Origin of the sequence: Vibrio sp. TBV020 (assembly GCF_046056895.1) — a bacterium.
Taxonomy (GTDB): Bacteria; Pseudomonadota; Gammaproteobacteria; order Enterobacterales; family Vibrionaceae; genus Vibrio.
Map to the genome: position 1 here is coordinate 469,489 of NZ_JBEEAQ010000003.1, position 14,854 is coordinate 484,342.

Here is a 14,854-nt window from a genome sequence, read left to right on the forward strand (position 1 = left end):
GGAGTAGATAATGGAAGCACTAGCTAAACATAACTTTGCTCGCATTTCGCCTCAGAAAGCTCGCTTAGTTGCGGATCAAATTCGTGGTAAATCTGTAGACCAGGCTCTAGAAATCCTGACTTTCAGCAACAAAAAAGCTGCTGAACTGATCAAGAAAGTTCTTGAGTCAGCTATCGCTAACGCGGAGCACAACGAAGGCGCAGATATCGACGATCTAAATGTCGCAAAAATCTTCGTAGATGAAGGCCCGATCATGAAGCGTATTATGCCTCGTGCTAAAGGTCGTGCGGATCGTATCTTGAAGCGTTCTAGCCACATCACTGTTGTTGTTGCAGATCGCTAAGAGACTAGGAGAGTAAGCAATGGGTCAAAAAGTACATCCAAATGGTATTCGTCTAGGCATCGTTAAGCCTTGGAATGCTACATGGTTTGCTAACACCAAAGATTTCGCTGACAACCTAGACGGCGACTTCAAGGTACGTCAGTTCCTTACAAGTGAACTGAAAAAAGCATCACTTTCACGCATCGTTATCGAGCGTCCTGCTAAGAGCATCCGTGTGACTATTCACACTGCTCGTCCAGGCGTAGTAATCGGTAAGAAAGGTGAAGACGTAGAAAAACTACGCACAGCTGTAGCTAAAATCGCAGGTGTACCAGCGCAGATTAACATCGCTGAAGTACGTAAGCCTGAGCTAGATGCACAGCTTGTTGGTGATAGCATCGCGTCTCAGCTAGAGCGTCGTGTTATGTTCCGTCGTGCTATGAAGCGCGCGGTACAAAACGCTATGCGTCTAGGCGCTAAAGGCATCAAAGTAGAAGTAAGCGGTCGTCTAGGCGGCGCTGAAATTGCACGTTCAGAGTGGTACCGTGAAGGTCGTGTACCTCTACACACTCTACGTGCTGACATTGATTACGCAACTTCTTCGGCTCACACTCAATACGGTGTGATCGGCATTAAAGTTTGGATCTTCAAAGGTGAGATTCTAGGCGGTATGCCAGCAGCTAACGCTGTAGAGCCTAAAGGCGACAAGCCTAAGAAGCAGCGCAAAGGCCGTAAGTAAGGAGTCGACAGATGCTACAACCTAAACGTACTAAGTTCCGTAAGGTTCAGACTGGTCGTAACCGTGGTCTAGCTAAAGGTACTGATGTAAGCTTCGGCGAATTCGGTCTTAAAGCTACTGGCCGTGGTCGTCTAACTGCTCGTCAAATCGAAGCGGCACGTCGTGCAATGACACGTCACGTTAAGCGTCAAGGTAAAATCTGGATCCGTGTGTTCCCAGACAAGCCTATCACAGAAAAACCACTTGAAGTTCGTCAGGGTAAGGGTAAAGGTAACGTTGAGTACTGGGTAGCCCAAATCCAACCTGGTAAGGTTATGTACGAAATGGGTGGTGTACCTGAAGAATTGGCACGTGAAGCGTTCCGCCTAGCGGCTCGTAAACTGCCATTCAAAACTACATTTGTAACTAAGCAGGTGATGTGATGAAAGCACAAGATCTACGCGAGAAAAGCGTTGAAGAGCTTAACGCTGAGCTATTGAATTTGCTACGCGAACAGTTCAACCTGCGCATGCAGGCTGCGACTGGTCAACTACAGCAAACTCATACTCTGAAAGCTGTACGCCGTGATATCGCACGTGTGAAAACTGTTTTGACTGAGAAGGCAGGCGCATAATGAGCGAAGTAAAACGTACTCAACAAGGTCGTGTTGTTAGCGACAAGATGGACAAGTCTATCGTAGTTGCTATCGAGCGCATGGTTAAACACCCAATTTACGGTAAATACGTAAAGCGCACGACTAAAGTACACGCACATGACGAGAACAACGAATGTGGCCTAGGCGACAGCGTTGAAATCGCAGAGTGTCGTCCAATGTCTAAGACTAAGTCTTGGACTTTGGTAAAAGTTCTAGAAAAAGCTAAAGGTTAATCTTAGCTAATTCTATGAAATTAAACGGCTCCAAAATTATTTTTGGAGCCGTTTATTTTTTGACTACCCAATCTTAAAAAAGGGTGGTACAATTCGCGTCCCTTTTAAAGAGGCAGCCCGACCCGAGAGGGTCTAGTTTTTTTTATATTTAGCGGAGCACTAACATGATCCAAATGCAAAGTATGCTGGACGCAGCTGATAACTCAGGCGCACGCAGCGTAATGTGTATTAAGGTTCTGGGTGGCTCTCACCGCCGTTATGCACATATCGGTGACGTTATCAAAGTTACTGTTAAGGAAGCAATTCCTCGCGGTAAAGTTAAGAAAGGTGACGTTCTGAAGGCGGTGGTAGTGCGCACCCGTAAAGGCGTACGTCGTCCTGACGGTTCTGTCATTCGCTTCGACCGAAACGCTTGCGTATTGTTGAACGACAACACTGAGCAACCAATCGGTACACGTATCTTTGGTCCTGTGACACGCGAACTTCGTGGCGATAAGTTCATGAAGATCGTTTCACTGGCTCCAGAAGTTCTGTAAGGAGCACGTAGAAATGGCAGCTAAAATCCGTCGTAATGACGAAGTAATCGTTCTTGCTGGTAAAGACAAAGGCAAGAAAGGTAAAGTAACTAAGGTTCTAGCAACCGGTAAAGTTATCGTTGAAGGTATCAACCTTGTTAAGAAGCACCAAAAGCCGGTTCCGGCTCTAGGTCAACAAGGTGGCATCGTTGAACAAGAAGCAGCAATTGATGCTTCTAACGTTGCAATCTTTAACGCAGCTACTGGTAAAGCTGACCGTATCGGTTTCCGTTTTGAAGATGGTAAGAAAGTACGTTTCTTTAAATCTAACAACGAAATCGTTTCTAACTAATAGAAGTAATTTGGAGTTCTACTATGGCGAAACTGCATGATTACTACAAGTCGTCTGTAGTCGCTGAACTGACCAAACAGTTTAGCTACACAAGCGTCATGCAAGTCCCTAGAATCGAGAAAATCACCCTAAACATGGGTGTTGGTGAAGCAATCAACGATAAGAAACTGCTAGAAAACGCAGCTGCTGATATGGCAACGATCTCTGGTCAAAAGCCACTTATCACTAAAGCTCGTAAATCTGTTGCAGGTTTCAAAATCCGCGAAGGCTACCCTATCGGTTGTAAAGTAACCTTGCGTGGCGAACGTATGTGGGATTTTCTTGAGCGTTTAATTAACATCGCTCTTCCACGTGTACGTGACTTCCGTGGCGTTAGCGCTAAGTCTTTTGACGGACGCGGTAACTACAGCATGGGCGTTCGCGAGCAAATCATCTTCCCGGAAATCGACTTTGATAAAGTTGATAAAGTACGCGGTCTAGACATCACTATTACGACGTCTGCTGGTACTGATGAGGAAGGCCGAGCTCTGCTGGCTGCCTTTAACTTCCCATTCCGTAAGTAAGGTGAAGGGTTACTGTTATGGCTAAAAATTCAATGAAAGCACGTGAAGCAAAACGTGCGAAGCTAGTAGCTAAGTTCGCTGAAAAGCGTGCTGCGCTTAAAGCTATCATCAGCGATGTAAACGCATCTGAAGAAGATCGTTGGAACGCGGTTCTTACACTGCAATCTCTTCCACGTGATTCAAGTGCATCACGTCAGCGCAACCGTTGTAACCAAACTGGTCGTCCACACGGTTACCTACGTAAGTTCGGTCTAAGCCGTATCAAAGTTCGCGAAGCTTGCATGAAAGGCGAGATTCCTGGACTTCGTAAGGCTAGCTGGTAATTGCCACTTAATCATTTGGAGTAAATCATATGAGCATGCAAGATCCGATTTCGGATATGCTGACCCGCGTTCGTAACGGTCAGGCAGCAAACAAAGTTGCTGTTAAAATGCCTTCTTCAAAGCTTAAAGTTGCAATTGCTGCACTACTAAAAGCTGAAGGTTACATCGTTGATTTCGCTGTTGAAGGCGAAGTTAAACCTGAGCTTGAAGTTACTCTTAAGTACTTCCAAGCTAAACCAGTAATCGAGCAACTTAAACGTGTTTCTCGTCCAGGTCTACGTGTTTACAAGAAGAAAGATGAACTTCCTTCTGTAATGGGTGGTCTTGGTGTTGCTATCGTTTCAACTTCCAAGGGTCTTATGTCAGACCGCGCTGCACGTAAAGCAGGTCTTGGTGGTGAAATCATCGCTTACGTAGCTTAATAAGGAGTAGACTATGTCTCGTGTTGCTAAAGCACCTGTCGCTATTCCAGCTGGCGTAGAGGTGAAACTAAACGGCCAAGAAATCACTGTAAAAGGTGCTAAAGGCGAACTATCACGCGTTCTTAACAACGCTGTAGTTGTAGCTCAGGAAGAAAACAATCTTACTTTCGGTCCACGCGAAGGTGTTGTTAACGCATGGGCACAAGCAGGTACTGCTCGCGCTCTAGTTAACAACATGGTTGTTGGTGTTACTGAAGGCTTTACTAAGAAGCTAACTCTTAAAGGTGTTGGTTACCGTGCTGCTATCAAAGGCAACGCTGTAGGTCTAACACTAGGCTTCTCACACCCAGTTGAGCACGAGCTGCCAGCGGGTATTAAAGCTGAGTGTCCAAGCCAAACTGAAATCGTGATCACTGGTTGTGACAAACAACTTGTTGGTCAGGTTGCGGCTGACATTCGTTCTTACCGTGAGCCTGAGCCTTACAAAGGTAAAGGTGTTCGTTACGCAGATGAAAATGTGCGTACTAAAGAAGCTAAGAAGAAGTAAGGTAACACTATGGATAAGAAAGCATCTCGCATCCGTCGTGCTACACGTGCACGTCGTAAGATTGCAGAACTGGGTGCAACTCGCCTAGTAGTACACCGTACTCCTCGTCACGTGTACGCACAGGTGATTGCAGCTAACGGCTCTGAGGTTATCGCATCAGCTTCTACTGTAGAAAAAGCGATCCGTGAGCAAGTTAAGAACACTGGTAACATCGATGCAGCTAAAGCAGTAGGTAAAGCTGTTGCTGAGCGCGCTCTTGAAAAAGGCGTAGAATCAGTTGCATTTGATCGTTCTGGTTTCCAATACCACGGTCGAGTAGCAGCGCTAGCAGAATCTGCTCGCGAAGCTGGTCTGAAATTCTAAGGTAGGGTTGGAAGATGGCTAAAGAACAACAAGTTCAAGCGAATGATTTGCAAGAAAAGCTAATCGCAGTTAACCGTGTTTCTAAGACGGTTAAAGGTGGTCGAATCATGAGCTTCACTGCACTAACAGTAGTTGGTGACGGTAACGGTCGTGTAGGTTTCGGTTACGGCAAAGCTCGTGAAGTACCTGCAGCGATTCAAAAAGCAATGGAAAAAGCACGTCGTAACATGACTACGATCGCGCTTAACGAAGGTACTCTTCACCACCCGGTGAAAGGTCGCCATTCGGGCTCTAAAGTTTACATGCAGCCTGCTGCTGAAGGTACTGGTGTTATCGCAGGTGGTGCGATGCGTGCAGTACTAGAAGTTGCTGGTGTACACAACGTACTATCTAAAGCATACGGTTCTACGAACCCTATCAACATCGTTCGTGCAACGATCGATGCACTAGGTAGCATGAAGTCACCAGAAATGGTTGCTGCTAAACGTGGTCTAACTGTTGAATCTATTTCGGAGTAAGAACACCATGGCAACTATTAAAGTAACTCAAACTAAAAGCTCAATTGGTCGTCTACCTAAGCACAAAGCGTGTCTTAAAGGTCTAGGCCTTCGTAAAATCAACCACACAGTAGAACTTGAAGATACTCCGTGCGTTCGCGGTATGATCAACAAGGTTTACTACATGGTTAAAGTTGAGGAGTAATCAGAATGCGTTTGAATACTCTATCACCAGCTGCTGGTGCTAAGACTACTGCTAAGCGCGTAGGTCGCGGTATTGGTTCTGGCCTAGGTAAGACTGGTGGCCGTGGCCACAAAGGTCAAAAGTCACGTTCTGGCGGTTCAGTTCGTCCAGGTTTTGAAGGCGGTCAGATGCCTCTAAAACAACGTCTACCAAAATTCGGTTTCACTTCTCGTAAGAGCCTAGTGTCTGCTGAAGTTCGTCTAGCTGAGCTAGCGAAAGTAACTGGTGACGTAGTAGATCTAAACAGCCTTAAAGCTGCTAACGTTATCACTAAGAACATCGAATTCGTAAAAGTTGTTCTATCTGGTGAAATCAACAAAGCAGTGACTGTTAAAGGTCTACGTGTGACTAAAGGCGCTAAAGCTGCAATCGAAGCTGCAGGCGGTAAAATCGAGGAATAATCTCGAGGAACGAGGTACAGATGGCTAAGAAACCAGGTCAAGATTTTCGTAGTGCTCAGAGCGGCTTAAGTGAGCTAAAGTCGCGCTTATTATTCGTAATTGGTGCACTTTTAGTATTCCGAGCAGGCTCTTTTGTGCCGATCCCTGGTATTGACGCTGCTGTACTTGCCGATTTGTTCGAACAGCAAAAAGGTACCATCGTTGAAATGTTTAACATGTTCTCCGGTGGTGCTCTTGAGCGTGCATCTATATTAGCGTTGGGCATCATGCCGTATATTTCGGCATCTATTGTTGTCCAACTGCTAACTGTAGTTCATCCAGCGTTAGCTGAACTCAAAAAAGAGGGTGAAGCAGGCCGTCGTAAGATCAGCCAATATACACGCTACGGCACGCTTGTACTTGCAACATTCCAGGCTATTGGTATCGCAACAGGCCTACCAAACATGGTCGATAATCTGGTTGTTATCAACCAAACCATGTTTACGCTAATTGCGACCGTAAGTTTAGTAACCGGCACCATGTTCCTAATGTGGTTAGGTGAACAAATTACAGAGCGTGGAATTGGTAACGGTATTTCGTTACTAATCTTTGCAGGTATTGTTGCTGGATTGCCTTCTGCAATCGGTCAAACAATCGAGCAAGCGCGTCAAGGTGAATTGCATGTACTTCTTCTGCTGTTGATTGCTGTACTAGCTTTCGCAGTTATCTACTTCGTTGTTTTCATGGAGCGTGGTCAGCGTCGAATCGTTGTAAACTACGCGAAGCGTCAACAAGGTCGTAAGGTATTTGCTGCGCAAAGCACTCACTTGCCACTTAAAATTAATATGGCAGGTGTTATTCCAGCAATCTTTGCTTCAAGCATTATCCTGTTCCCAGGAACACTGGCTCAGTGGTTTGGTCAGAACGGTGAGAGCAGCGCGTTCGGTTGGTTAACTGACGTGTCTTTGGCTCTTAGCCCAGGTCAACCTCTGTATGTAATGCTTTATGCAGCAGCGATTATTTTCTTCTGTTTCTTCTACACGGCGTTGGTTTTCAACCCGCGTGAAACAGCAGATAACTTGAAGAAGTCCGGTGCATTCGTACCCGGCATCCGCCCAGGTGAACAGACAGCTAAGTACATTGATAAAGTAATGACGCGTTTAACCCTTGCTGGTGCGCTTTACATTACCTTTATCTGTCTGATTCCAGAGTTTATGATGGTCGCGTGGAACGTACGTTTCTACTTCGGCGGTACATCTCTACTAATCGTAGTAGTTGTTATCATGGACTTTATGGCACAGGTACAGACTCATCTGATGTCTCAACAGTATGATTCTGTGTTGAAGAAAGCAAATCTGAAAGGCTATGGCCGTTAATTCGGCGGTAGACTCAGATTTCATTTACGGAGTTTAGCAATGAAAGTTCGTGCTTCCGTTAAAAAAATCTGCCGTAACTGTAAAGTTATCAAGCGTAACGGTGTCGTTCGCGTGATTTGCAGTGAGCCAAAGCACAAGCAGCGCCAAGGCTAATTAGCAGAAATTTTTACTTGAAATATAAGGTAGTGTCGAGTATATTCCTCGGCCTACCTTTTGCGTGCAAAAGAAGTAGTACCCCGCAGCGTATCCATAACGGGCTTTGCTGCGGCTAATTCTTTTATGAAACACTAGGAGTGAATAATGGCCCGTATAGCAGGCATTAACATTCCTGATCAAAAACATGCTGTGATTGCACTTACGTCAATCTACGGCATCGGTAAAACTCGCTCTCAAGCTATCCTAGCTGAAGTGGGTATTGCTGAAGATGTTAAGATCAGTGAACTATCTGAAGAGCAGATCGATCAACTGCGTGATGGTGTAGCTAAATACACTGTAGAGGGTGATCTACGTCGTGAAGTATCAATGAACATCAAGCGTCTTATGGACCTTGGCTGTTACCGTGGTCTTCGTCATCGTCGCAGTCTACCACTACGTGGACAGCGTACTAAAACCAATGCTCGCACCCGTAAGGGTCCGCGTAAGCCGATCAAGAAATAATCGGGAAGGTAGAGTACAATGGCTAAACAACCAACTCGCGCGCGTAAACGCGCTCGCAAACAAGTTGCAGACGGTGTTGCGCACATCCATGCTTCTTTCAACAACACAATCGTAACCATCACTGACCGTCAAGGTAACGCACTAGCTTGGGCTACTGCAGGTGGTTCAGGTTTCCGTGGCTCTCGTAAGTCTACTCCGTTCGCAGCACAGGTTGCAGCTGAGCGTTGTGCAGAAATGGCTAAAGAGTACGGTCTAAAGAACTTGGAAGTTATGGTTAAGGGTCCAGGTCCAGGTCGTGAATCTACTGTTCGCGCACTGAACGCTGCTGGTTTCCGCATCACAAACATCGTTGATGCTACACCAATCCCTCATAACGGTTGTCGTCCACCTAAGAAACGTCGCGTATAACGTTTTTTAGATTACTGGAGAAAGATCATGGCAAGATATTTGGGTCCTAAGCTGAAGCTTAGCCGTCGCGAAGGTACTGACTTATTCCTTAAGTCTGGTGTACGCGCGATCGATACCAAGTGTAAAATTGATAACGCACCAGGTGTACACGGCGCTCGTCGCGGTCGTCTATCTGAGTATGGCGTTCAGCTTCGTGAGAAGCAAAAAGTTCGTCGTATGTACGGCGTTCTAGAAAAACAATTCCGTAACTACTACAAAGAAGCTGCACGTCTTAAAGGCAACACAGGTGAAAACCTACTTCAGCTTCTTGAAGGTCGTCTTGATAACGTAGTTTACCGCATGGGCTTTGGCGCAACTCGCGCAGAAGCACGTCAGCTAGTTAGCCACAAAGCTATCCTAGTTAACGGTAAAGTTGTAAACATTCCTTCTTTCAAAGTTGCGGCTAATGACGTTGTTTCTATCCGCGAGAAAGCTAAACAGCAATCTCGTATCAAAGCGGCTCTAGAAGTTGCTGAACAACGTGAAAAACCAACTTGGATTGAAGTAGATGCTGGTAAGATGGAAGCTACGTTCAAGCGTATGCCTGAGCGTTCAGATCTATCTGCTGACATCAACGAACAATTGATCGTCGAGCTTTACTCTAAGTAAGGTTTAAACTAAAGAGAGGACACAATGCAGGGTTCTGTAACAGAATTTCTTAAGCCACGTCTTGTTGACATCGAACAAGTTAGCACGACTCACGCAAAAGTAACTCTTGAGCCATTAGAGCGTGGTTTTGGCCATACTCTTGGTAATGCACTTCGCCGTATTCTTCTATCTTCTATGCCAGGTTGTGCTGTAACAGAAGTAGAAATCGAAGGCGTACTTCATGAGTACAGTACTAAAGAAGGCGTTCAAGAAGATATTCTTGAAATCCTACTAAACCTAAAAGGTTTGGCTGTACGCGTTGCCGAAGGCAAAGATGAAGTGTTCATTACTTTGAACAAATCAGGCTCGGGCCCTGTGGTTGCAGGTGACATCACCCATGATGGTGATGTAGAGATCGCTAACCCTGAACACGTTATTTGTCACCTAACGGATGACAACGCTGAGATCGCTATGCGTATCAAAGTTGAACGTGGTCGTGGTTATGTTCCAGCTTCGGCTCGTATCCATACTGAAGAAGATGAGCGTCCAATTGGTCGCCTACTGGTTGACGCTACGTACAGCCCAGTAGACAAGATTGCTTACTCTGTTGAAGCAGCTCGTGTAGAGCAGCGTACAGACTTAGACAAGCTTGTTATCGACATGGAAACGAACGGTACTCTAGACCCTGAGGAAGCTATCCGTCGTGCAGCTACTATCCTAGCTGAACAATTGGATGCGTTCGTAGATCTTCGTGATGTACGTGTACCTGAGGAGAAGGAAGAGAAGCCAGAATTCGATCCGATCCTACTGCGTCCTGTAGACGATCTTGAACTAACAGTTCGCTCTGCTAACTGTCTGAAAGCAGAAGCGATTCACTACATCGGTGATCTTGTACAGCGTACTGAGGTTGAGCTACTTAAAACGCCTAACCTTGGTAAAAAATCTCTTACTGAGATTAAAGACGTACTTGCATCACGTGGTCTGTCTCTGGGCATGCGCCTAGAAAACTGGCCACCAGCGTCTATCGCTGAAGATTAATCGATAAAGTTAGAAGGATTAGGTCATGCGCCATCGTAAGAGTGGTCGTCAACTCAACCGCAACAGCTCACATCGTAAAGCGATGTTTAGCAACATGGCTAGCTCTCTAGTACGTCATGAAGTTATCAAGACTACACTGCCAAAAGCAAAAGAGCTACGTCGCGTAGTTGAGCCTTTGATTACACTAGCTAAGACTGACAGCGTTGCTAACCGTCGTCTAGCATTTGCACGTACTCGTGACAACGAAGTAGTTGCAAAACTATTTAACGAACTAGGTCCACGTTTTTCTGCTCGTCAGGGCGGTTACACTCGTATCCTAAAAGCTGGTTTCCGTACTGGTGATAAAGCTCCAATGGCTTACATTGAGCTTGTAGATCGCCCAGCTGCTGAAGAAGCTGCTGAGTAATCAGGTTCGTAAGAACGAGAAAGCCGAGCATTAGCTCGGCTTTTTTGTATCTGGTGTTTCTGATTCCATTAAAAAGGCCGATATTTCTATCGACCTCTTCACTTCAATCTTTCACTTCTAGGCTTTTAGTTACTGCCAAATATTCGCTAAAGCTTGAGTTAGACCGTTGCTTGCACCCTGAGATTGTAATGCGTTAATAATCAAAGGTGCAAATGTACTTACTAGTGATGGGTCCATACCTAATGCCGAGAAAGCGCTATCTACAGCGCCACTGTTGGTAATCATCTGTGATAAACCTGAGCTTTGCAGCACATCATAGCCAGGGATGAGAGCACCAAGTTCTTCGTTCTGTGTTGAGCCTAATGAGCTTTGCGCCAACGCTAGTAAAGAACCCACACCGCCCATTGCTTGATCTGACGTGACATTTGTTGCTTCTTGAATTTGGCCTGCTAAGTCTGTTTCAGCAGCACCTTGTTTGCTCCACGCATTGATCGCTCCTGTCAGAGCAGCGGTTGCTAACGTGTTATAAGTTGAGTTGGTTGAAGTTGTCTCGGATTGTGGCTGTTCGCTTGTAGACTGGCAGCCGAAGAGAGCAACACTCAGTGCAGCAGTGAGAACGACGCGTTTTTTCATATCATTTCCTTATAATTTGTCTAACGTCATTCCGTATCATATACCTAATTGCTCGATAAATGCTATCGGCTTATCTCTTTTACAAATAAAAACGGCGATACCTAAGTATCGCCGTTTTGAGTTCAGATAATCCTTAAGGATTAAAGAATGTCTAGTAGTTCTACTTCGAACACTAGAGCAGCAAATGGAGGGATAGCTGCACCTGCGCCACGCTCACCGTATGCTAGGTTTTGTGGGATGTATAGTTTCCACTTAGAACCTACAGGCATTAGTTGAAGTGCTTCAACCCAACCTTTGATTACGCCAGTTACTGGGAACTCAGCAGGTTGACCGCGAGAAACAGAGCTGTCAAATACAGTACCGTCAGTTAGCTCACCGTGGTAGTGAACACGTACTTGCTTGTCAGAAGTTGGGATTTCACCAGTACCTTCAGTGATAATTTCGTACTGTAGGCCAGACTCAAGAACAGTAACTTCTGGACGTAGAGCGTTGTCAGTTAGGAACGCTTCGCCGTCTGCTGCTGCTGCTTTAGCTGCTTCTTGACGTGCTGCTTCAACGCGAGTGTGTAGCTCTTGTAGTGCGTTGTTGATCTCGTCGATTTCGATAGCAGGCTGTTCACCAACTAGTGCAGTTGCGATACCTGCAGCGATAGCGTCAACATTTAGACCTTCAAGACCAGAACCAGCAAGTTGCTGACCCATTTGTAGACCGATACCGTAGCTTGCTTTCTGCTCTACAGTCTCAAATTTAACTTCAGACATGGTGTCTCTCTTTGTATGGTGTATAAAGGGTAAAGGATACCAGTAATGGCCGCTTGATGAAACGCCAGTGCTTCGATAGTCTGGGGCTAGCTGCAATGTGAGATTTAGATCGACTTTCAGACAGCGATTTGTCAAATTTTGGCGAGTAATGACCGCCATGCACGAAAATTTCTATACTCATAAGGTATTGATTTTTTATACTGGTAGAGCAGCCCGTTTAGAGAGAAGGTGCGATGAATCGCAGAAAGAAAAAGAAACAGCAAGTGGACTACGTTGAATTAGCGAAACAGAAGGTTCACTCGGTTAATTGGCAAGAGCTGAAAGAGCGCGTACTTGCCAAGTGGAACATGCTGCCGAAATTGCATCAGCGAGCGTTGATGGTATTGGTGCCCTTGTTGTTCATATTGCTTGTGATTCCCCTTCCAGAGCCTAAGGCTGAACAGGAAGCTGTGGTTTCTTCTCAACGTGTAGAAGTAAACATTAACACCCGTAGCTTAAGTGAACAGAAGAGTGCTCAGCAGAAATCGCTAACATCCAATACTTGGAAAGAGTACGAGGTCAAAAGTGGCGATACATTGGCACAAGTCTTCCGAAATAATGGTTTAGCGATGTCAGACTTAAATGCCTTAGTAAAAGTAGAGGGTTCAGATAAGCCATTGAGTCGAATCAAGCAAGGCCAACTTGTGCGCTTTAAACTGGAAGATAATGGTCAACTCGACATTCTTCAACTTGAGAAAAACAATCAGTCTGTGATGTTTTTCCGGCTGTCCGATGGTGGTTTTGGCCGAAGTAAGTAACTACTATTTCTTTTCATCCCGTCGATAAGCACCTTCCACGGCATTAGGGGCAGAACAATCATAGCTATCCCTAATGCTGTTAGCCAATCAGGCACCTCGTTAAACCAAACAACTCCAAATAGTGCAACAAAGACTAAGCCAGAGTTCTCTGCAATCGCAATATTGTTTGCAGGCGCGCGTTGATAAGCCATTACCGCAAGCCCGTTATAAGCCAAAATTAATCCTGCGCTGCCTAAGATAAGCATTACCTTATTCAGTGATATTGGTGACCAGTGAAGAGCCGCTAGCAAGGCGGATACTGGTAATGATAGAAGTGATGTCCAAAACAGTGTGCTAATGACGCTCTGCTTTGCTGGCAGCTTCCGAGCGGTAATATTAAACAACGCCAGAGTCAGTGTTGTTCCAAGTGCAAAAATCGCGGCCCAATGAAACTCTGATGGTCTTAAAACCACCATCACCCCAACAAAACCAAACAGCGTTGCTGCGACTCTTCTGGTATTTGGCTTTTCTTTTAGTAATAGCGCAGACAGTGGCAGCATGACTAACGGTGCGGCATAAAATACGGCATTGGCTGTGGCTAAAGTTAGGTGAGTGATAGCAACCACCATGCAGCCGCTGCCTATGATTATCAGGTGCGCACGCAACAGATTGAGTTTAGGGCTTATTAATGACCTTTTATCTTTACTTTGTCGTAACCAAAATGGCGCAATGACGATAGTAGAAAGTAACTGGCGAATAAAAATATACTGAAATGTCGACACCTCTCCGTTGAGTAATTTTACTGCAACATCTGACAACGAAGCAGCCAAATTACCAATCACTAAAAGAAGGATTGCAGAGTAGGTAGCCGAACGGATCACGCTACTTTTCCAGTATCATGTCGATATGGGGAATATCGTCTTCAAGATACATCTCTGAAGTCTGTACGAAGCCATGCTTACTGTAGAACTGAGCTAAATGCTCTTGAGCACCAATTTCAATGTTTTCTCCGGGCCATAGAGATTCACATCCAAGTAGCGCTTGCTTTAAAAGCTTGTGCCCTAATCCTCCACCACGTTTACTCTCTAATGTCGCAACTCTGCCAATACTGACCGACGGGTAGCTTAGTCCGACAGGAAGTAATCGAGCGCAAGCGACCAGTTCTTCACCTTGGTAGCCAAGTAAATGGTGAACCCCTTGTTGGTGATCTTTGTCATCAAGCTCAGGGTATGGACAGGTTTGTTCAACAACAAATACGTCGACTCTTAGCTTGATAAGTTGATAGAGCTGATTTGTGTTGAGTTCTGAAAAAGGAACAAGTTGCCAAGTGATCATACTATTTCGTCTTAAGTGATTGATAAAGCGAATCTAGCAAGTCACTACCAGAGCTGCATTAACAATTGTTAACTTTGCTGACGGTTTTTGATCCGACTTAAACTAATAGGAGTAATCCCTAAGTAAGCAGCGACTTGGTAGTCATTCAGGCGTTCTAGTAACTCAGGGTAGTGTTGGCAAAATAGCTCGTATCGTTCTTCTGGACTATAAAGCAACATAAAGCGCTCTTTGTTCTCTTTATACATCAGCTGAGTTTCTAATAGCTTTAGGTAGATACTGTGCTTTTCCTTGCGCCATTGACGTAAAGTTTCAATTGGCAGAGATAGAATTGAGCAAGGAGTCAGAGATTCGAGTAAATACGGTGAGGGTTGCTGCTTAATGAGGCTTTCGAAACCTATGATCCAATCATTTTCCCAGTAGAACTCTTTACTGAACTCTTTACCTTTATCGGTTAAATAGGCTGAATGGCAAATTCCCTCTGTCAAAAAGTGTATCTCAGATGCGATTTCCCCTTGATGAAGCAAAATATGACGAGTGGGCAGTTCGATAAACTTTGCTGTATCGGAGAGTTGTTTAATTTCCTGCGGAGTAAAACCATTGTTAGCCAATTGGTGTTGAAATGCGTCGAGCATGGAGTTCATTAACCGATAAAAGTGATAGCCAGAGTGTAGCTTAAATCAATGGTAGGGTGCGAGTTTGAAAA

At 45.2% G+C, this 14,854-nt stretch carries 28 protein-coding genes; 23 read left to right on the forward strand and 5 right to left on the reverse strand.

Features of this window, described 5'->3' with window-relative positions; genetic code table 11:
• The first annotated feature begins 10 nt into the window (after nucleotides 1-10).
• The 22 genes from rplV to rplQ all read left to right on the forward strand — a co-directional run bounded on the left by rplV (nucleotide 11) and on the right by rplQ (nucleotide 10,646).
• Complete coding sequence (gene rplV / locus AAFX28_RS10095; protein ID WP_004410462.1) at nucleotides 11-343, forward strand: 50S ribosomal protein L22; 333 nt, start codon at nucleotides 11-13, stop codon at nucleotides 341-343.
• A gap of 19 nt (nucleotides 344-362) precedes the next feature.
• Entirely contained in the window at nucleotides 363-1,061 is a 699-nt protein-coding gene (gene rpsC, locus AAFX28_RS10100; protein ID WP_004745879.1) for a 30S ribosomal protein S3, read from the forward strand.
• Between the two features lie 11 nt (nucleotides 1,062-1,072).
• Entirely contained in the window at nucleotides 1,073-1,483 is a 411-nt protein-coding gene (gene rplP, locus AAFX28_RS10105; protein WP_004410459.1) for a 50S ribosomal protein L16, read from the forward strand.
• Nucleotides 1,483-1,674 carry a 50S ribosomal protein L29 gene (gene rpmC / locus AAFX28_RS10110; RefSeq protein WP_004410456.1) on the forward strand — a complete coding sequence of 64 codons (192 nt, stop codon included), beginning with the start codon at nucleotides 1,483-1,485 and terminating at the stop codon, nucleotides 1,672-1,674. The genes rplP and rpmC overlap by 1 nt, the downstream gene beginning before the upstream one ends.
• On the forward strand, nucleotides 1,674-1,928 hold the full coding sequence (gene rpsQ, locus AAFX28_RS10115) for a 30S ribosomal protein S17 (RefSeq protein WP_008072333.1): 255 nt from the start codon (nucleotides 1,674-1,676) through the stop codon (nucleotides 1,926-1,928). Before rpmC ends, rpsQ begins: the two co-directional genes overlap by 1 nt.
• Before the next feature lie 164 nt (nucleotides 1,929-2,092).
• Entirely contained in the window at nucleotides 2,093-2,464 is a 372-nt protein-coding gene (gene rplN, locus AAFX28_RS10120) for a 50S ribosomal protein L14 (protein WP_004410450.1), read from the forward strand.
• 13 nt (nucleotides 2,465-2,477) lie between these two features.
• Nucleotides 2,478-2,795 carry a 50S ribosomal protein L24 gene (gene rplX, locus AAFX28_RS10125; RefSeq protein ID WP_004745885.1) on the forward strand — a complete coding sequence of 106 codons (318 nt, stop codon included), beginning with the start codon at nucleotides 2,478-2,480 and terminating at the stop codon, nucleotides 2,793-2,795.
• Nucleotides 2,796-2,818: 23 nt separating this feature from the next.
• On the forward strand, nucleotides 2,819-3,358 hold the full coding sequence (gene rplE / locus AAFX28_RS10130) for a 50S ribosomal protein L5 (RefSeq protein WP_004410443.1): 540 nt from the start codon (nucleotides 2,819-2,821) through the stop codon (nucleotides 3,356-3,358).
• A 17-nt stretch (nucleotides 3,359-3,375) separates the two neighbouring features.
• Entirely contained in the window at nucleotides 3,376-3,681 is a 306-nt protein-coding gene (rpsN, locus tag AAFX28_RS10135) for a 30S ribosomal protein S14 (RefSeq protein WP_004410442.1), read from the forward strand.
• Between the two features lie 29 nt (nucleotides 3,682-3,710).
• The gene (gene rpsH / locus AAFX28_RS10140) at nucleotides 3,711-4,103 is read left to right on the forward strand and encodes a 30S ribosomal protein S8 (RefSeq protein WP_053438824.1); all 393 of its coding nucleotides are present in this window, start codon (nucleotides 3,711-3,713) and stop codon (nucleotides 4,101-4,103) included.
• A 13-nt stretch (nucleotides 4,104-4,116) separates the two neighbouring features.
• A complete protein-coding gene (rplF, locus tag AAFX28_RS10145; RefSeq protein WP_138972782.1) occupies nucleotides 4,117-4,650 on the forward strand; it encodes a 50S ribosomal protein L6 in 534 nt (177 codons plus the stop codon).
• A 9-nt stretch (nucleotides 4,651-4,659) separates the two neighbouring features.
• On the forward strand, nucleotides 4,660-5,013 hold the full coding sequence (rplR, locus tag AAFX28_RS10150; RefSeq protein WP_408687429.1) for a 50S ribosomal protein L18: 354 nt from the start codon (nucleotides 4,660-4,662) through the stop codon (nucleotides 5,011-5,013).
• Between the two features lie 14 nt (nucleotides 5,014-5,027).
• Nucleotides 5,028-5,531: a 30S ribosomal protein S5 gene (rpsE, locus tag AAFX28_RS10155; protein ID WP_004745894.1), complete on the forward strand. Its 504-nt coding sequence runs from the start codon at nucleotides 5,028-5,030 to the stop codon at nucleotides 5,529-5,531.
• A 7-nt stretch (nucleotides 5,532-5,538) separates the two neighbouring features.
• Complete coding sequence (rpmD, locus tag AAFX28_RS10160) at nucleotides 5,539-5,715, forward strand: 50S ribosomal protein L30 (protein WP_004410429.1); 177 nt, start codon at nucleotides 5,539-5,541, stop codon at nucleotides 5,713-5,715.
• Nucleotides 5,716-5,720: 5 nt separating this feature from the next.
• Nucleotides 5,721-6,155, forward strand: coding sequence for a 50S ribosomal protein L15 (gene rplO, locus AAFX28_RS10165; protein WP_004410426.1), 435 nt, complete (start codon nucleotides 5,721-5,723; stop codon nucleotides 6,153-6,155).
• Nucleotides 6,156-6,175: 20 nt separating this feature from the next.
• Complete coding sequence (gene secY / locus AAFX28_RS10170; protein ID WP_004410423.1) at nucleotides 6,176-7,510, forward strand: preprotein translocase subunit SecY; 1,335 nt, start codon at nucleotides 6,176-6,178, stop codon at nucleotides 7,508-7,510.
• Between the two features lie 39 nt (nucleotides 7,511-7,549).
• Nucleotides 7,550-7,663 (forward strand): 50S ribosomal protein L36, encoded by a 114-nt coding sequence (gene rpmJ / locus AAFX28_RS10175; protein ID WP_000868186.1) that lies wholly within the window; start codon nucleotides 7,550-7,552, stop codon nucleotides 7,661-7,663.
• Nucleotides 7,664-7,810: 147 nt separating this feature from the next.
• Nucleotides 7,811-8,167 (forward strand): 30S ribosomal protein S13, encoded by a 357-nt coding sequence (gene rpsM / locus AAFX28_RS10180; RefSeq protein WP_004410414.1) that lies wholly within the window; start codon nucleotides 7,811-7,813, stop codon nucleotides 8,165-8,167.
• 18 nt (nucleotides 8,168-8,185) lie between these two features.
• Complete coding sequence (gene rpsK, locus AAFX28_RS10185) at nucleotides 8,186-8,575, forward strand: 30S ribosomal protein S11 (protein ID WP_126575281.1); 390 nt, start codon at nucleotides 8,186-8,188, stop codon at nucleotides 8,573-8,575.
• A gap of 27 nt (nucleotides 8,576-8,602) precedes the next feature.
• Entirely contained in the window at nucleotides 8,603-9,223 is a 621-nt protein-coding gene (gene rpsD, locus AAFX28_RS10190; protein WP_004410410.1) for a 30S ribosomal protein S4, read from the forward strand.
• Nucleotides 9,224-9,247: 24 nt separating this feature from the next.
• Nucleotides 9,248-10,240, forward strand: coding sequence for a DNA-directed RNA polymerase subunit alpha (locus tag AAFX28_RS10195; RefSeq protein WP_004410407.1), 993 nt, complete (start codon nucleotides 9,248-9,250; stop codon nucleotides 10,238-10,240).
• Between the two features lie 25 nt (nucleotides 10,241-10,265).
• Entirely contained in the window at nucleotides 10,266-10,646 is a 381-nt protein-coding gene (gene rplQ, locus AAFX28_RS10200; RefSeq protein ID WP_408687433.1) for a 50S ribosomal protein L17, read from the forward strand.
• A gap of 129 nt (nucleotides 10,647-10,775) precedes the next feature.
• On the opposite strand, the gene AAFX28_RS10205 is transcribed toward rplQ, so the two are convergent.
• Together AAFX28_RS10205 and AAFX28_RS10210 are read right to left on the reverse strand one after the other, a co-directional pair.
• Entirely contained in the window at nucleotides 10,776-11,279 is a 504-nt protein-coding gene (locus tag AAFX28_RS10205) for a DUF2780 domain-containing protein (RefSeq protein ID WP_408687435.1), read from the reverse strand.
• 140 nt (nucleotides 11,280-11,419) lie between these two features.
• Nucleotides 11,420-12,040, reverse strand: coding sequence for an FKBP-type peptidyl-prolyl cis-trans isomerase (locus AAFX28_RS10210; RefSeq protein ID WP_408687436.1), 621 nt, complete (start codon nucleotides 12,038-12,040; stop codon nucleotides 11,420-11,422).
• A gap of 233 nt (nucleotides 12,041-12,273) precedes the next feature.
• Between AAFX28_RS10210 and AAFX28_RS10215 the strand changes: the two genes are divergently transcribed.
• Complete coding sequence (locus tag AAFX28_RS10215; RefSeq protein WP_408687438.1) at nucleotides 12,274-12,837, forward strand: LysM-like peptidoglycan-binding domain-containing protein; 564 nt, start codon at nucleotides 12,274-12,276, stop codon at nucleotides 12,835-12,837.
• Here AAFX28_RS10215 and AAFX28_RS10220 read toward each other — a convergent pair.
• From AAFX28_RS10220 to AAFX28_RS10230, 3 genes are all read right to left on the reverse strand, one after another.
• A complete protein-coding gene (locus AAFX28_RS10220) occupies nucleotides 12,783-13,697 on the reverse strand; it encodes a DMT family transporter (RefSeq protein WP_408687440.1) in 915 nt (304 codons plus the stop codon). The genes AAFX28_RS10215 and AAFX28_RS10220 overlap by 55 nt on opposite strands.
• 1 nt (nucleotide 13,698) lies before the next feature.
• Complete coding sequence (locus AAFX28_RS10225) at nucleotides 13,699-14,151, reverse strand: GNAT family N-acetyltransferase (protein ID WP_408687441.1); 453 nt, start codon at nucleotides 14,149-14,151, stop codon at nucleotides 13,699-13,701.
• Between the two features lie 68 nt (nucleotides 14,152-14,219).
• Nucleotides 14,220-14,783, reverse strand: coding sequence for a Crp/Fnr family transcriptional regulator (locus AAFX28_RS10230; protein WP_408687443.1), 564 nt, complete (start codon nucleotides 14,781-14,783; stop codon nucleotides 14,220-14,222).
• Between the last annotated feature and the right edge of the window lie 71 nt (nucleotides 14,784-14,854).

What these genes read in the sequence shown, in the direction of transcription:
- AAFX28_RS10230 (WP_408687443.1), bottom strand. Translation starts at nt 14,783, where the DNA reads ATGCTCGACGCATTTCAACACCAATTGGCTAACAATGGTTTTACTCCG.
- AAFX28_RS10205 (WP_408687435.1), bottom strand. Translation starts at nt 11,279, where the DNA reads ATGAAAAAACGCGTCGTTCTCACTGCTGCACTGAGTGTTGCTCTCTTC.
- rpsN (WP_004410442.1), top strand. Translation starts at nt 3,376, where the DNA reads ATGGCTAAAAATTCAATGAAAGCACGTGAAGCAAAACGTGCGAAGCTA.
- rpsC (WP_004745879.1), top strand. Translation starts at nt 363, where the DNA reads ATGGGTCAAAAAGTACATCCAAATGGTATTCGTCTAGGCATCGTTAAG.
- AAFX28_RS10215 (WP_408687438.1), top strand. Translation starts at nt 12,274, where the DNA reads ATGAATCGCAGAAAGAAAAAGAAACAGCAAGTGGACTACGTTGAATTA.
- rplX (WP_004745885.1), top strand. Translation starts at nt 2,478, where the DNA reads ATGGCAGCTAAAATCCGTCGTAATGACGAAGTAATCGTTCTTGCTGGT.
- rpsE (WP_004745894.1), top strand. Translation starts at nt 5,028, where the DNA reads ATGGCTAAAGAACAACAAGTTCAAGCGAATGATTTGCAAGAAAAGCTA.
- secY (WP_004410423.1), top strand. Translation starts at nt 6,176, where the DNA reads ATGGCTAAGAAACCAGGTCAAGATTTTCGTAGTGCTCAGAGCGGCTTA.
- rplO (WP_004410426.1), top strand. Translation starts at nt 5,721, where the DNA reads ATGCGTTTGAATACTCTATCACCAGCTGCTGGTGCTAAGACTACTGCT.
- rplP (WP_004410459.1), top strand. Translation starts at nt 1,073, where the DNA reads ATGCTACAACCTAAACGTACTAAGTTCCGTAAGGTTCAGACTGGTCGT.
- rpsD (WP_004410410.1), top strand. Translation starts at nt 8,603, where the DNA reads ATGGCAAGATATTTGGGTCCTAAGCTGAAGCTTAGCCGTCGCGAAGGT.
- rpsK (WP_126575281.1), top strand. Translation starts at nt 8,186, where the DNA reads ATGGCTAAACAACCAACTCGCGCGCGTAAACGCGCTCGCAAACAAGTT.
- rpsQ (WP_008072333.1), top strand. Translation starts at nt 1,674, where the DNA reads ATGAGCGAAGTAAAACGTACTCAACAAGGTCGTGTTGTTAGCGACAAG.
- rpmC (WP_004410456.1), top strand. Translation starts at nt 1,483, where the DNA reads ATGAAAGCACAAGATCTACGCGAGAAAAGCGTTGAAGAGCTTAACGCT.
- rpmD (WP_004410429.1), top strand. Translation starts at nt 5,539, where the DNA reads ATGGCAACTATTAAAGTAACTCAAACTAAAAGCTCAATTGGTCGTCTA.
- rplR (WP_408687429.1), top strand. Translation starts at nt 4,660, where the DNA reads ATGGATAAGAAAGCATCTCGCATCCGTCGTGCTACACGTGCACGTCGT.
- rpsM (WP_004410414.1), top strand. Translation starts at nt 7,811, where the DNA reads ATGGCCCGTATAGCAGGCATTAACATTCCTGATCAAAAACATGCTGTG.
- rplN (WP_004410450.1), top strand. Translation starts at nt 2,093, where the DNA reads ATGATCCAAATGCAAAGTATGCTGGACGCAGCTGATAACTCAGGCGCA.
- rplV (WP_004410462.1), top strand. Translation starts at nt 11, where the DNA reads ATGGAAGCACTAGCTAAACATAACTTTGCTCGCATTTCGCCTCAGAAA.
- rpsH (WP_053438824.1), top strand. Translation starts at nt 3,711, where the DNA reads ATGAGCATGCAAGATCCGATTTCGGATATGCTGACCCGCGTTCGTAAC.
- AAFX28_RS10210 (WP_408687436.1), bottom strand. Translation starts at nt 12,040, where the DNA reads ATGTCTGAAGTTAAATTTGAGACTGTAGAGCAGAAAGCAAGCTACGGT.
- AAFX28_RS10195 (WP_004410407.1), top strand. Translation starts at nt 9,248, where the DNA reads ATGCAGGGTTCTGTAACAGAATTTCTTAAGCCACGTCTTGTTGACATC.
- rplQ (WP_408687433.1), top strand. Translation starts at nt 10,266, where the DNA reads ATGCGCCATCGTAAGAGTGGTCGTCAACTCAACCGCAACAGCTCACAT.
- rplF (WP_138972782.1), top strand. Translation starts at nt 4,117, where the DNA reads ATGTCTCGTGTTGCTAAAGCACCTGTCGCTATTCCAGCTGGCGTAGAG.
- AAFX28_RS10225 (WP_408687441.1), bottom strand. Translation starts at nt 14,151, where the DNA reads ATGATCACTTGGCAACTTGTTCCTTTTTCAGAACTCAACACAAATCAG.
- rplE (WP_004410443.1), top strand. Translation starts at nt 2,819, where the DNA reads ATGGCGAAACTGCATGATTACTACAAGTCGTCTGTAGTCGCTGAACTG.
- rpmJ (WP_000868186.1), top strand. Translation starts at nt 7,550, where the DNA reads ATGAAAGTTCGTGCTTCCGTTAAAAAAATCTGCCGTAACTGTAAAGTT.